Here is a 15,054-nt window from a genome sequence, read left to right as displayed (position 1 = left end):
TTTGATAATGAGTTAACGTTTATTTTGCTAACAAATGTTGAATTCGCGCTTTTAAAATATCGGTCGCAATTCGGTTTTTGCCACCACGTGGCACTATGATATCGGCATACTGTTTAGACGGCTCAATAAATTGCAAAAACATCGGCCTAACCGTCTTTTTATATTGAGAAATCACCGACTCCATTGTGCGACCACGTTCTGCGACATCACGGGTAAGACGACGTAAAAAACAGATATCCAGAGGCGTGTCCATAAATACACTGGCATCCATTAAATCACGCAGCTTAGGATCCGTTAACAGTAAAATACCTTCGAGAATAATCACTTTTTTTGGCGACATCTCAACGGTTTCAGACATACGAGTGTGCTCGGTATAGCTGTAACGTGGAATATCAACGGCCTGCCCCTGTTTAAGTAACTCTAGATGGCTGGCAAGTAATTTATGATCTAGCGCCTTAGGATGGTCATAATTGGTTTGCACTCGCTCTTCCATGGTCAAATGAGATTGATCACGGTAATAAGCATCTTCGTTTATCACGCCAATTTGGTTAGTGCCTAAATCGCGGCAAAGTTCTTGAAAAATGGTATTAGCAATTAAACTTTTACCTGACGCCGACGCACCGGCGATACCAATAATGACACACTGTTGAGAATTCATATAAGCTTACTCGTCGTCCGATATACTGATTGAAACGGTTGATTTAACTTGTTGGAGCGCTAGTTGCGCACCTAATTTACGGGCAATTTCACGGTAGATGCCCGACACTTCCGAATCAGGCTCTTTGACAACGCTAGGCGCGCCATTGTCCATTGACTCACGAATATTGATATTTAGCGGTAATGCACCTAATAAAGGTACATTATAACGTTCGGCAATTTTACTGCCCCCGTGCGTACCAAACGGGTGTTCTTTATGGCCACATTCAGGACATAAATGGAAACTCATGTTTTCAACAATCCCTAACACAGGAATTTGCACTTTATTGAACATGGTAATGCCTTTTTGGGCATCGGCTAAAGCAATATCTTGCGGCGTGGTCACAATCACAGCGCCACTGACAGGAAACTTTTGTGACAATGTAAGCTGAATATCTCCGGTTCCAGGAGGCATATCAATGATCAAATAGTCTAATTCAGGCCATTGGGTCTCATTGAGTAATTGAACCAGTGCGCCTGCCGCCATTGGGCCACGCCACACTGCAGCTTCGCCATCACCCAACATGAATCCAATTGATTGCGCTGATATACCATGAGCCGAAGCCGCGGTCATCATCTTACCGTCTGGAGATTGTGGTCTAAAATGCGGAATACCCAGCATCAATGGGATTGATGGGCCATAAATATCGGCATCTAAAATCCCGACTTCTGCCCCTTCCGCTTTAAGCGCTAATGCTAAATTTACCGCGGTAGTCGATTTACCAACGCCGCCTTTACCAGAAGCAATCGCAATAACCTGCTTAACATTGGCAATAGGCGAAACCGAGGTTATAGCTGAATATACTCTTGGTTGAAAATCGATTTCACATTCGACTTCATCAATTGCATCTAAAACCGCTAGCTTGTTAGTAATCGCCATTACCGTATCGCGGTATTGAGTCATACAAGGATATGGATAAACCAACCCAAGTAGAAGCCTTTTGCCTTCAATGGCTAACTTAACCACACAACCTGCAGTAACTAAACCTTGCTTTAAATAAGGATCTTGATGGGCATCTAAAATAGCTAACACTGGGGTTAATAATTGCGCATCAAGTTGATAATCAGGATAGGAAATAGACAAAAGCATGACTCCCGTTGACAAATTTGTGCAAGTGTATCAGAACTTCACAAAAATTTAGTGACTAATTGGGATATTTTCATGCATGTTTTGGTGAAAATATTGCTTTTTTCAGTTAGTATCTGGGCAATATTTTTAGCGAAATTCGATGTTGAGAAAAAATGACCCAATCACAGCGTAAAATACTGGTTACCAGTGCCCTTCCTTATGCCAATGGTCCTATCCATTTAGGCCACATGCTTGAATACATTCAAACTGATATCTGGTCTCGCTATCAAAAGCTGCGCGGTCATGAGTGTCACTATATTTGTGCCGACGATGCCCACGGCACACCTATCATGTTAAAAGCACAGCAACTGGGTATTGCCCCAGAAGAAATGATTGCTCAAGTTCAAAAAGAACATGAACAAGACTTTGCTGACTTTAATATTCAATTTGATAATTTTCACAGCACACATAGCCCTGAAAACCGCGAGCTAGCAAGCGACATTTACCTTAAGTTGCGTGAGGGTGGGTTTATTAAGTCAAAAACGATTTCTCAGTTATTTGACCCTGAAAAATCGATGTTTTTACCTGACAGATTTGTCAAAGGTACTTGCCCTAAATGTAAGTCTGAAGAACAGTATGGCGACAACTGTGATAGCTGCGGCGCAACCTACAGCCCAACGGATTTAATCAATCCTAAGTCAGCGGTATCAGGTGCCACGCCAATTATGAAAGACAGTGAGCACTTTTTCTTCGACTTGCCAGCATTTGAAGGCATGTTACAAGAATGGATAAACTCTGGCTCGCTTCAGCAAGAAATGGCAAACAAACTCAGTGAATGGTTTGAGCAAGGCCTACAACAGTGGGATATTTCACGTGATGCGCCGTATTTCGGTTTCGAAATCCCTGATGCACCAGGCAAGTATTTTTACGTTTGGTTAGATGCACCTATTGGCTATATGGGTTCATTCAAAAACTTCTGTGATAAAAATCCTAATATCAATTTTGATGAATTTTGGGCAAAAGATTCTACTGCTGAGGTTTATCACTTCATCGGTAAAGACATTGTTTACTTCCACAGTCTATTCTGGCCAGCAATGTTACATGGCGCAAATTACCGTAAGCCAACCAGTGTGTATGCACATGGCTATGTCACAGTTAACGGCGCTAAAATGTCTAAATCAAAAGGCACCTTTATCAAGGCGCGTACTTATTTAGATAACTTAGACCCTGAATTTTTACGTTACTACTACGCAGCAAAACTCAGTAGCCGTATTGACGATTTGGATTTAAATCTTGAGGATTTTGCACAACGTGTCAACTCAGATCTAGTTGGCAAGTTAGTTAACTTAGCCTCTCGCACAGCAGGTTTTATTAGCAAACGTTTTGATGGCAAATTGGCAAAAATTGCCGACAACAGCCTAGCTGAAACTTTCTTAGCCAAACAAGATCAAATTGCAGAGTTTTACGAAACCCGTGAATACGGCAAAGCCATGCGTGAAATTATGGCGCTTGCCGATATCGCTAACGGTTTTGTTGCAGATCAAGCGCCTTGGCAACTTATCAAGCAAGAAGATCAACAAGTGCAAGCACATCAAGTGTGTTCTATTGCGTTGAATCTATTCCGTATTCTTGTGACTTATTTGAAGCCTGTGCTACCTCGTTTAAGTCAGGATGTGGAAGCGTTCTTGCAAATAGAGCTGACCTGGAACAGCTTAAACATGGACATGACTGGCCATGAAATCGTGCCATTCAAAGCCATGATGCAGCGTGTGGATCTTGATAAAGTCGCCGCTATGGTTGATGCCTCTAAAGACAACTTGCAAGTCACTCAAACGCCAGTTGACACAAACAGCAAGAAAGCTGATAAATCGGATGTTAGAACCACTAGTGGCAATCCGTTACAAGATGATCCAATCAGTGACACGATTGAATTTGACGACTTTGCAAAATTAGACCTTCGGATTGCACGTATCGCGAAAGCTGAGCATGTGCCTGAAGCTGACAAACTGTTAAAATTAGAGTTAGACCTTGGCGGCGAAACTAAACAAGTCTTTGCTGGTATCAAATCAGCTTACTCACCTGAAGATTTAGTCGGTAAGTTAACGGTAATGGTTGCCAACCTTGCGCCACGTAAAATGCGTTTTGGTATGTCTGAAGGCATGGTATTAGCCGCAGGTCCCGGTGGTAAAGATCTTTGGATCCTAGAGCCACATGAAGGAGCTCAACCTGGTATGCGAGTAAAATAACCGTCACCAGACACGATAGCTAAAACACAAAAAAGGCTGTAATCAAATGATTTCAGCCTTTTTATTTATGCTAACAAGAGTAAAAATTGCTCTGGTAACTCAGTTTCATAAATGCTGATTTATCAAACCATTAAAACAGTTAACTTTACTAGCTGTCCGTCTATTCTGTCGGTGCTAAAGGAATTGCACGGTTTTCAAGTAACACAGGAATGCCGTCATTAATAGGGTAAGCAATTTTATCAAACTTACAAATCAACTGTTGTGCTTCCTTGTCAAAATCCAGTTTACCTTTGCACACAGGACACGCGACAATATCAAGTAACTTTTTATCAAAAGCCATTTAACTTTCCTTCTTAAGTTGGATAACTTGAGTCATTCGACTCATAAACTGGGTATCAAATTCTGGGTTTAGCTTCGCATTTACGGGCAAATACCACCAGTTCGGTAATGCAAAATCGCGACATTTAACCGCATCTTTTTCTGTCATCAGTAAAGGGGTTTGCTCAGAAAGCCTAATTAACTGTTGCTTGTCGTAGGCTTGATGATCGGCAAAGGCTACCACTTGTTCAAGTTGATATCCCTGCTCAACTAAACTGTCAAAAAAACGTTGTGGATTACCAATCCCAGCCATTGCGGTTATCGGTGCTTGTTGCAAAGTTAATTGGGGATCTGTTGCAGTTTGGTGTAAGGCACTATTTAAAGACTGAACCTGACAAACCGTCGCTGGTATTAGCTGCATGAGGTGTTCTGTTAAGTCGTCAGAATTAGCCGTAACCTCTGGGCCACCATTATTGATGATCCAATCTATCGAATTTAATCGCCATAGCCCTTCTCTTAGAGGGCCTGCAGGCAATAAACACTGATTACCGTATCGACGTCCACCATCAACTAACGCAATTTCGATATCGCGGCCTAGGGCATAATGCTGTAACCCATCATCACAAATGATTACATCGACATCAAAATCCGCTAACAGTTTTTTGGCCGCTAACACCCGTTGACTGCCAACCACCATAGGTACATGGGTACGACTAACAATCATTAACGGCTCGTCGCCAACGTCAGTCGCTAAACTTAATGGCGTGACACTGGCTACACCTTTAGTCTTGCCACCATATCCGCGACTAACAACCCCAGGTTTCAAGCCATTAGCCCGTAATAGGTTAATCAAATAAATTACCGTTGGGGTTTTACCACTCCCCCCTGCAGTAATATTACCTACAACCACAACAGGCACTGGCAAAGTATGAGTCGGCTTGATCCCCAGCCTAAATAAGGTGCGCCTGATAAAACTTATCAGTCCAAAAATCCCTGATAAAGGTAGCAAAAACCATTTTGCCCAGTGACCATGATACCAAACTTGGTTAATCCAGTTTTGCATTAGCTGCCAAACTGCATCTGATACAAGTTAGCGTATACGCCATCTTGAGTGATTAAGTCTTTATGCACGCCGCGCTCAATCACCTTACCTTGGTCTATGACTAAGATCTCATCGGCTGATTCAATCGTTGATAGACGATGGGCAATAACCACAGAAGTACGATTATGACGTAAGTTATCTAAGCCTTTTTGAATCGCTTTTTCCGATTCGGTATCTAATGCCGACGTGGCTTCATCTAGAATAAGCACGGGCGCGTCACGTAGCATGGCACGAGCAATCGCGATACGCTGACGTTGTCCGCCTGATAATAACACGCCGTTTTCACCCACTTGAGTATCAAGCCCATCAGGAAGAGTGTTAATAAACTCCATGGCATAGGCTAGTTCGGCGGCATTGATGATTTGTTCTCGTGTGACCTCTCCTGGATAGGCGTAGGCAATATTATTGGCAATGGTATCGTTAAATAACGTCACCTGCTGTGACACCAATGCCACCTGATTACGTAGATTTTTTAACTGATAATCATAAATGCTAGTGCCATCAAGTAAAATATCACCGTTTGATAATCCACCGTAAAAGCGGGTAATCAAATTAGCGATAGTCGATTTACCAGAACCTGAGCGTCCGACTAAAGCGACGGTTTTACCCGGTTTAACATCAAACTCGATCAGATTTAAGGCTTTCTTTTCCTGTTCAGGATAGCTAAAACTCACACCGTTAAATTGTAAATGACCTTGCACACGCTCGACTTCATGGGTGCCAGTATCAGATTCTGCTGGCGTGTCGAGTAATTCAAACACAGTTGTACAAGCTGCAATGCCGCGTTGGAATTCGGCATTGACTCTAGTTAAGTTTTTAATCGGTTGCAGCATCGCCATCATGGCACCCAAAATAGCGGTAAAGGTACCCGCTGTGAGATCCGTTTGCATGCTCTCCCAACTTGCTGCGTACAATACAAAAGCCAGCGCGAATGATCCAATAATCATAATGACCGGCTGGCTAACCGATTGTGCCACCGCCAATTTCATATTTTGATGACGGTTTTTATCGTTTACTTCAAAAAAACGTGCCATTTCAGTTTTTTGGCCGCCAAATGACAAGACGTTTTTATGGCCTTTAATCATTTGCTCTGTGGTCGCAGTCACTCCGCCCATCGCGGATTGAATTTGTTTTGAAACTTTACGAAAGCGTTTACTGACAATACTGATGACAATGCCCATCAAAGGACCAATCACTAAAATACACAGTGATAATTTCCATGAGTAGAAAAACATGATCGCCAACATACCTACCACTGTCATAGAATCACGCACAATTGAAATCAATGCACTGCCTGAGGCTCTGGCGATTTGCTCGGTATCAAAAGTCACTCGAGAAATTAAATTACCGCTATTTTCGCGATCAATATAGCTAACAGGTAAACGTAAATAGTGTTCAAACACCTGCTGACGCATATCCATAATAAGCTGCGCGCTCATATAAGAGACGCAGTAGGTAGACACAAAGTTGGCAATCCCTCTCAAGGTAAACATACCTACCACTACAAAAGGCGCCATCATCATGATGTCTGTATTGGCATTAAAGCCGCCATGTGTTGGCAATTCAACACCTGCGACGCTAGGCGCGGCACCAAAACCTTGATCGATAAATGGCTTAATAAAGGCAATAAACGCGGCGTCGACTGCGCCATAGGTAAGTAAACCCAACACAGCCATAATAAACATAGCTTTCATGGGTAAAACATAAATCATTAAGCGTTTAAAAACGCTCCACATTTCATTATCTGAGTGCGACGACATCAATATCATTCTTTGCTGACAAACATGGATAGCATTCTACTCTGCTTTAACTATCTGGCCAAATCTAAACAATCGGTTATACCAAAAAGGGGCCATATCATGTCGATAAGTGCTTATTTGGTAATCAGTTGCTGTAAATTTTATGCTTATTTGACCTTGTTCGCCGCTAACTAAAGTGGTGATATCACGATCTAGATAGCGGGAGATAACATCTTGCTTGGGGAAACCATATTGATTATTAAAACCAGCATTAAAAATGGCTAACTGAGGCGATACGGCATCAATAAATGCCGAGGAAGAAGAAGTACGACTACCATGATGGGGGACAAACAAAATGTCGGCTGCAAGCTTTTGCTGATTTTCCAATAAGCTTTGCTCTCTTAGCGCTTCTATATCGCCTGTGAGCAGCACCTTTATTGCAGCATTGCTATTTTTCTGGTTAAAATTAGCAGTCTGATAAATGGCCAACATCATCACACAAGAACGATTATTGTCTTTACTGGACTGTAAATGATCCGCCAAAGTCGTGATTGCGACGCTCCCCCATTGCCGAACACCAGGCTGACAATCACTGACGTTGGCCGTTTGATGTGCTTGAGTTCGCTCAAGTAACGTCTGCGCTTTATCTGCAATGACTTCAGCATCTGGATAGGCCGTTATTAAGGTATTTAAACCGCCGCTATGATCGTTATCATGATGACTGATAACGATATAATCAACTTGGGTGATCCCCCTTGTTTTTAAAAAAGGCACTATTGCCCGCTCAGCATAACTGAAATCCCCAAATGCAGCCCCGCTATCGTATATCAGCGCCCTTTCACCTTGCTGCAACACAATTGCCGTCCCCTGGGCCACATCTAAAGTATGTAAACTGATGTCATAACTTTGGTTATCAATAAAAGTCCCACGGGTGTCTATCTGCGTATTTTGAGTAAATTCCCCCATATCAGCTGCCGTGAATGAATTCAGCACCAGCTGCAGCATTGGAATATTCATGACTAAGGTCAATAGGCAAAGAATAAAACCATTTTGACTCAGTCCGCTCTGCCGCTTACTGATACTTTGACCCACACGATAGCCAGAATTAAAAATGGACCAACGACATGTCAGTAATAACCCAAAACCAATTAGGCTACATAGACTTGCTGCAATCCAGGCTTCATTGACATCAAGCAGACTACTTGGAAAATATTCAGACTGGTGAAGTAATGCGGTAAATGGCGCTAATAAGTGATCTACCAAAGCAAAAATCCAACTATTGAAAGGCAATTCAACCACAATATTTGTACCGAATAGATGACTAAAAGCTTGCCACACTGACCAAACAACAAAGCTTAGCAAGGCTATTGGTATCACGAAAAAACTGAACCAAGGCACCACCAGCAAGTTTATCCAAACACTGTGGATAGACACTGTGCCAAATAATAAAGCTTGCAAAACACCGAGCCCTATCGCTAATCGCCATTGAACTGACCACAATGCCAAGCAATAACCCAACAATTTTTGCATTAGATTAGCCCCAAATGTCATGGCTGACTTCGTCATTGGCGCTTGGTGCTGATGCTGGTGCTGGTGCTGGTGCTGGTGCTGGTGCTGGTGCTGGTGCTGGTGCTGGTGCTGGTGCTGGTCAGTGAAACGCAAAATAATCCCTAAGGCGACAAATGACAGCCAAAAACCTGCACTTAACATAGAAAAGGGATCAAATAGTAATACGCCTGCCAGCGCGTACATTAATCGTTGCCACAAAGAATGATGCTGTTTCAGTAAACTAAGCAATACCAATAAAACCAGCATGATTAATGCTCTTTGTGTTGATACTGAAAAACCTGCTAAATAAGCATAACCCCATGCCATTGATGTGGCGATGGTCAGTGAGGCATATAAAGGAAATAATCCGAACTGGCAGTGAATTTTCGATAATAAAAACTGCCCAAATCGAAAACGAGTTAAGACTCCAAAACAACCAATAAAAACCAGGCCAAATACCACTGATAAATGCAAGCCGGAAATAGCGATTAAATGCCCAGTACCCGTTTGCCTTAATTGCTGCCAGCGCACGTCTGATATCTGACTTTTATCGCCAAACAATAAAGCCAGTAATAAGTCACCATTTTTTAATTGGGGAGCGACTAACGCAAACGACGATAACCACTCTTGCCTTATTGATGGCTTAAAAGAGATTAAACTCGCCTGCTTTACCTGTCCCTTGGCCACAATATGACGATGAATATAGAAACGCTGCTGATTAAACCCACCTTGATTGGCAATACTGGTAATTGGCTTCAAGCGTGTGTTTTCAAATTGCCAAACTTGACCTACAGTAATTAAAGGGGGGTTCTGCCAGGTCAGGCGATATAATCTGTCCCTTGGTATCCCTTTTACGCCATCAGATAGATTAATATTGGTTAATTTTGGCTCAATTACACGTACATCCAAACTTATCCAGTCGCGGTCACCATTAACTAGTGATACTATCTCACCGGTAAATGTAACCTTGTTTTGAAGTGTGAACCTTGGTTGAAAGTCTAACGAATAGAAATAGATGCTTATCCAAAACACGGCAAAAGCAGCACCACTATACAGCGGTGCTTTTTTCAGGAAAATGAAAGCCAACAGCAGTATTAAGGCCAAACTCCACATAGGTGGCATAACTGGCCAAAGTAATGCGCTAAGGCTACTGATGCAAAAGCCGAAAACAAATCGATTCATAAGATATTAGTAAAGACAGTAATCAACTAAGATGCCAAAAAAATTCATACAAAAATTTATGCCTGATCCTAAAACACTGCAAAAGCATAAATATTTGCGTGTGTTCGGCAAACTATTAGATAAGCCTAACCTGTGGGTATTGAATCGAAAGTCTGCCCCTGGGGCGTTTGCTGTAGGGCTTTTTGTCGGTTGGATGCCTATGCCATTTCAAATGGTTGCAGCGGCAGGCTTAGCAATCATGTTCAACGTTAACATTCCGGTAGCGGTTGCCTTAGTGTGGATCACCAATCCTGTCACCATGCCTTTTATGTTCTACGTCGCTTATTTATTGGGTTCTAAGTTACTGGGCCTAGAAAGTCAGCATTTTGAATTTGAAGCCAGTTGGCAATGGCTTGAAGCATCCCTGTCGACAATTGGCCCACCATTTTTACTGGGATGTTTTGTATTAGGCATCGTCTGTGCTTCTGTCGGTTATTTGGTTATTAATAGTTTATGGAAATATTCAATTCTATTTAAATGGCAAAAAAGAAAATAGATAACCCCTCAGATCTAATTGACTAAAACGTCATCGGTTAAGTGCAATTACGGTCTGATTGAAACCACAGTTCAAAAATCACCTCAACTTTCATCCCCAACATTAACCGGTAAGGTATTGATGTAGCTGAATGCTTATTTATGCTGACGGTTTACGGTGTTTTTTATTCGGTAAAACCACCAAAACACTAGATGCAGAAACAACAAGCCACTAAAAGCCACACAGAAAAATAGTAACGCTATCGATTCAACGGTTTTGGGGTGTTCAGCGAAAAACCACCACCAAAGCGGCCAGCCGATCACTGATAAAAGGCTAAGTTGTGCCATGCAGCGATAGCAACGACCAAGCTTTTGGATAAAAATTGACTCATCACATTGATGACAGGACATGAAGTGCTCTAGTTAGGTTTTCTGAACAGTTTAAATTCACTGGCTAGCATTGCGTATTGGTATTCATCACACCACTCCCTTAAACATTGTATGTTGAATAAAATGTCCTTCACGGCGAAATCCGACTTTCTCAAGCAGACCAATGCTGGCTATATTTAAGCAATCGGTAATGGCCAGCACTCTATACCAAGCGATGTGTGTGCAACACAGGTGACGATAGTTGAGCATTAGTGGTCATCACCGTATTGCCTTATTTAAGAACCCAATTTATCGACCGGCGAGTGCTGCTGCAGGTGCTATTTTTGTTGCTTTCCAAGCTGGATAAATCGTTGCAATTAAACTCATCACTAAGCCCAATACAACCACAAAAATCACATCATGAATTTGTAGCTGTGATGGTAAAAAATCAATAAAATAAATATCTGAATCTAATAACTGAATACCAAAAATAGATTCAATACCTTTAGCAATACTGCTCAATTTAAGTGCAACTACAACCCCAATTGCCCCGCCTAAACTGCAACCTAACAAGCCATTTAATCCGCCCTGCATAATAAATATGGTCATGATGGCAGAGCGCTTTAATCCCATTGTCATTAAAATCGCAATTTCAGAAGCCTTATCGCGTACCGCCATCACCAAAGTAGAAACAATATTAAAGCAGGCCACTGCGATCACTAACGCTAACACTAGATACATCACCATTCTGACAAGTTGAATATCCTGATATAAATGGCCTTGCGAACGTGTCCAATCATTTAGATAGAGATATTGCTCTTGGGCATAGCCTAAATCACGGGTAATACCTGGCGCATTAAACACATTATCCACTTGCAAGCGCACTCCACTAACGCCAGTGCCTAGATTTAGTAAATCACTTAAATATTTAAGTGGGACATAGGCTTGAGACGCTTCAATTTCACCGCCCAAATCATACACACCGCTGACGGTAAATCGATGGCTTTTAGCTGCGCTCAAGCGATTGTTGTTAGCATCTGGTGTATACATTGCCAAGGTATCACCCACCTTTAATTGCAGTTTATCTAATAAACTACGTCCCAAAACGATATGATTGTCATTACCTTGCAAAGATTGCCAAGCACTGTCATCCATATACTGGGCAATATGCGACACTTGCTGTTCATATTCAGTGTCGATACCGTTTACCACAATACCTTGAAAGCCACCGGGTTTCTGCACCAAACCTTGTAAACGCACAAAAGGCGCAACCCCTGTGATCTGAGGAATTTGTTTAGCGGTTTCAGCAATAGCTAACCAATCATGAATAGGTTCGTTCACTCCAACGAGTTCACCGTGAGAAATCACCCCAAGTAAACGATTTTGCAGTTCTTTTTCAAAGCCATTCATTGCCGACAATACAATGATAAGCACTGCGACACCCAGTGCAATACCTGCAGTCGAGGCAAATGAAATAAAGCCGATAAAGCCATTGTTTTGTCTAGCGCGATAAAAACGCCAACCGATTAAAAACGGTAACCATTTACTCATTAATGTTACCTGCTGACACCTGTAACACACCGTCTTTCATGGTTAATTGGCGGTCCATTTTTGCTGCTAGTTTGTGATCATGGGTTACCACAACAAAAGCCGTACCAAACTGCTGGGCTAATTCACGGATCAATTGATAAACCGTTTCACCACTGTTGGCGTCTAAGTTACCCGTAGGTTCATCAGCCAACACCAACTTTGGTTGATTGATTAAGGCTCTGGCAATAGCAACGCGTTGTCTTTCACCGCCCGATAACTGCGCAGGAATATGTTGCAATCTGTGCCCAAGCCCAACACGTTCGAGCAAGACTTTGGCGTTTTGCAAAGATTGCTGCTTATCCTTACCTTGAATAAAAGCTGGCATCGCCACATTTTCAATTGCACTGAACTCAGGCAAAAGATGGTGGAATTGATAAATAAAACCTAAGTCTTCATTTCTCAATTTGGCTTGCTTTGCCGCTGATAGTTGGTAAATGTCAGCACCATCGAGTAACACCTGACCATCGCTTGGAGTATCTAAGGTGCCCATTAAATGCAGTAAGGTACTTTTACCTGAACCCGAACTGCCCACAATGGCTAACTGCTCGCCTTTATATACTTCAAGATTGACATCTTTGAGTACCTGGGTAGTCACTTCGCCATCGTGATAATGTTTACTGACATGATTAACTTGCAGTAATACTTGTTTAGTTTGGGTCATTATTCGTATCTCAATGCAGTAGCAGGTTGAACTTTAGCGGCACGTAACGCTGGATAAATAGTGGCAATCAGGGTAATGAATAAAGTGCCAACCACAATCACTGTCAATTGTGCCAGTGATAATTGCACCGGAAGCGTTTGACCTGCGCCAAGAATAGATATGCCTAATGTGGTTAAAATCTCATTCAAATTAAGGGTAAGCACAATGCCGGTTAAGGTGCCTATCACTAAGCCTAAAACGGCATTCAGTGATCCCTGCACGATAAAGATATTCATCACCGCAGCAGTGGTAAGCCCCTGGGTTTTTAATACGGCAACGTCAGTGGTTTTATCCACTACCATCATCACCAAAGCCGAGACAATATTAAAAGCCGCAACCGCAACTATTAAACTCAACATTAACGACATCATATTCTTTTCCATTTTCACGGCGGCAAATAGATGGCCGAAGTCGTCACGCCAATCACGGCTAGCAACTTTAATACCTTGCTGGTTTAAGGTATCTGTGATTAACGGTGTGATGCTGGCAACATTAAAAGGATCGTTTAAGTAAACCCTTAATTCCGAGATCACGTTGGGGTTTTGGCGCATTAAGCGGCGCGCATCTTGATAATGCACATAAGCCACCGAGGCATCGACCTGCGCGCCCATTTCAAACACGCCTGCTACTTTAAACTTACGTTGGCTCGGCACTGGCCCAAGGGGGGAATAAACCACGCCATCACCGCTTAAAATACGAATTTCATCGTCGGGTTTTACGCCTAATTTCCTCGCCAGCTCACTGCCTAACACAATGGCATAACTGCCTGGCGTAAGCGCATCAAACGCGCTTGAGTAAGTATGAGAAATAATACTGGATAACCCCTGTTCAAGTTCAGGGAATACCCCTAACACTTGAGCGGCGGCAATATTTGAACTGGATTGCAACATACCTTGAGTGGTCGCACTCGGTACAATACCCATGATGTCATGTTGTAAACGCGTATCTTGCTTAACGGATAAAACACTTGCTTGCCAGTCGTCAAAACCAGCGTCATTAATAAGCGTAAGTTGTGGCACAGCACCTAAAATACGGTTTTTAAGTTGGCCTTCAAGACCATTCATCACAGAACTAACAACAATCAACGCCGCCACGCCTAAAAAAATGCCCGACACAGCAAACAGAGTAATAAATGAAGCAAAGGCATTGGCTTTACGTGCGCGCCAATAGCGATACCCCACAAAAAAAGAAAATCCAAAATTCATATAAAATTTGTCATCCACTGCCGTATTTCGGGCGTATATTGGTTATATCTGAGTCAAAAACTAGGCTAAAACTCACGTTAAAAGCTTATGACTTGCTAAACCATCAAGTTGGGCACGATAATAGGGGTATTAGTTTGATAAATAAAGAGGCAAACCTTGATAAACGATAGCAATTCTTATTTTAGCGTGCCTCACGAGTTTAATGTTTATCTTAATGCTTGGGATAATCAACGCCCGATACCTGACGATAACCAATTGCGGCAAATGCAATCCACGGGCTTGAAACTCTTGTCTGAAGTCAAAGCGCTTGAAGCTAACTGCTTAATGCAATTACGCCAGCTAGACAGCGAAACAAAATCCATTGTCGAATTTTTAAAACTTCAATCGCGTAAAGTGGACTTAGTGTTACAGCACGTGTTAGAAAAAGAAACCCAAACGGGTCAACAATATCAAGGGCTTCAATTTGGTGGCAGTGGTTTAAGTATTCAATCGACTACCCCAATTGCAGTGGGATCTCTTTTTAGCTGCCACATTTATCTTCACGCTGAGGTGGTTGCTGTGCTGTGCATTTGTAAAGTCACCGCCGCTAAACAGGTCAATCTAGAAGCCCAAGCGCTTGACGTAACAGCAGCCTCACCGTCATGGCATATCGAACTCACCTACACCCAGATTTTAGATGAAGATATCGAGCAATTAGTGAAAGCCAGCTTAAATGTACAACAAAAAATGCTCAAACTGCGCAAGCAGCAACGTAATGACAATCTGTAAGTTCTCTTA

At 42.3% G+C, this 15,054-nt stretch carries 13 protein-coding genes; 3 read left to right on the top strand and 10 right to left on the bottom strand.

The features are described from left to right. Nucleotides 1-19: 19 nt before the first annotated feature. Together udk and apbC are read right to left on the bottom strand one after the other, a co-directional pair. Nucleotides 20-658, bottom strand: a complete 639-nt coding sequence (udk, locus tag IEY03_RS01580) for a uridine kinase (RefSeq protein ID WP_188839581.1) — start codon at nt 656-658, stop codon at nt 20-22. A 6-nt stretch (nt 659-664) separates the two neighbouring features. Beyond that, entirely contained in the window at nt 665-1,786 is a 1,122-nt protein-coding gene (gene apbC, locus IEY03_RS01575; protein ID WP_373290820.1) for an iron-sulfur cluster carrier protein ApbC, read from the bottom strand. 152 nt (nt 1,787-1,938) lie between these two features. Here apbC and metG point away from each other — a divergent pair, with 152 nt between their 5' ends. Continuing rightward, nucleotides 1,939-4,011: a methionine--tRNA ligase gene (gene metG / locus IEY03_RS01570; protein ID WP_188839579.1), complete on the top strand. Its 2,073-nt coding sequence runs from the start codon at nt 1,939-1,941 to the stop codon at nt 4,009-4,011. A gap of 160 nt (nt 4,012-4,171) precedes the next feature. Here metG and IEY03_RS01565 read toward each other — a convergent pair whose 3' ends face one another. From IEY03_RS01565 to IEY03_RS01550, 4 genes are read right to left on the bottom strand one after another with little or no spacing between them, the layout of a single operon-like run. Beyond that, nucleotides 4,172-4,351, bottom strand: a complete 180-nt coding sequence (locus IEY03_RS01565) for a Trm112 family protein (RefSeq protein WP_188839578.1) — start codon at nt 4,349-4,351, stop codon at nt 4,172-4,174. Next, nucleotides 4,352-5,392, bottom strand: coding sequence for a tetraacyldisaccharide 4'-kinase (lpxK, locus tag IEY03_RS01560; RefSeq protein ID WP_188839577.1), 1,041 nt, complete (start codon nt 5,390-5,392; stop codon nt 4,352-4,354). Beyond that, a complete protein-coding gene (gene msbA, locus IEY03_RS01555; protein ID WP_188839576.1) occupies nt 5,392-7,191 on the bottom strand; it encodes a lipid A export permease/ATP-binding protein MsbA in 1,800 nt (599 codons plus the stop codon). The genes lpxK and msbA overlap by 1 nt, the downstream gene beginning before the upstream one ends. A gap of 36 nt (nt 7,192-7,227) precedes the next feature. Beyond that, nucleotides 7,228-9,900 (bottom strand): DNA internalization-related competence protein ComEC/Rec2, encoded by a 2,673-nt coding sequence (locus tag IEY03_RS01550; RefSeq protein ID WP_188839575.1) that lies wholly within the window; start codon nt 9,898-9,900, stop codon nt 7,228-7,230. 31 nt (nt 9,901-9,931) lie between these two features. Here IEY03_RS01550 and IEY03_RS01545 point away from each other — a divergent pair, with 31 nt between their 5' ends. Next, the gene (locus IEY03_RS01545) at nt 9,932-10,435 is read left to right on the top strand and encodes a DUF2062 domain-containing protein (RefSeq protein ID WP_188839574.1); all 504 of its coding nucleotides are present in this window, start codon (nt 9,932-9,934) and stop codon (nt 10,433-10,435) included. A 134-nt stretch (nt 10,436-10,569) separates the two neighbouring features. Here IEY03_RS01545 and IEY03_RS01540 read toward each other — a convergent pair whose 3' ends face one another. The 4 genes from IEY03_RS01540 to IEY03_RS01525 all read right to left on the bottom strand — a co-directional run bounded on the left by IEY03_RS01540 (nt 10,570) and on the right by IEY03_RS01525 (nt 14,277). Continuing rightward, nucleotides 10,570-10,824, bottom strand: a complete 255-nt coding sequence (locus tag IEY03_RS01540; protein ID WP_188839573.1) for a DUF3624 domain-containing protein — start codon at nt 10,822-10,824, stop codon at nt 10,570-10,572. A gap of 267 nt (nt 10,825-11,091) precedes the next feature. After that, nucleotides 11,092-12,333: a lipoprotein-releasing ABC transporter permease subunit LolE gene (gene lolE / locus IEY03_RS01535; RefSeq protein WP_188839572.1), complete on the bottom strand. Its 1,242-nt coding sequence runs from the start codon at nt 12,331-12,333 to the stop codon at nt 11,092-11,094. Beyond that, nucleotides 12,326-13,033, bottom strand: a complete 708-nt coding sequence (gene lolD / locus IEY03_RS01530) for a lipoprotein-releasing ABC transporter ATP-binding protein LolD (RefSeq protein WP_188839571.1) — start codon at nt 13,031-13,033, stop codon at nt 12,326-12,328. Before lolD ends, lolE begins: the two co-directional genes overlap by 8 nt. Next, nucleotides 13,033-14,277, bottom strand: a complete 1,245-nt coding sequence (locus IEY03_RS01525; protein WP_188839570.1) for a lipoprotein-releasing ABC transporter permease subunit — start codon at nt 14,275-14,277, stop codon at nt 13,033-13,035. The genes lolD and IEY03_RS01525 overlap by 1 nt, the downstream gene beginning before the upstream one ends. Nucleotides 14,278-14,433: 156 nt before the next feature. Here IEY03_RS01525 and IEY03_RS01520 point away from each other — a divergent pair, with 156 nt between their 5' ends. Next, nucleotides 14,434-15,045 (top strand): hypothetical protein, encoded by a 612-nt coding sequence (locus IEY03_RS01520; RefSeq protein WP_188839569.1) that lies wholly within the window; start codon nt 14,434-14,436, stop codon nt 15,043-15,045. Nucleotides 15,046-15,054: the final 9 nt, after the last annotated feature.

Origin of the sequence: Shewanella aestuarii, from assembly GCF_014647215.1 — a bacterium.
In the GTDB taxonomy this organism is placed as follows: domain Bacteria; phylum Pseudomonadota; class Gammaproteobacteria; order Enterobacterales; family Shewanellaceae; genus Shewanella; species Shewanella aestuarii.
The sequence above is the reverse complement of the archived record's forward strand: the minus strand, read 5'-3'. Positions and strand labels throughout refer to the sequence as shown.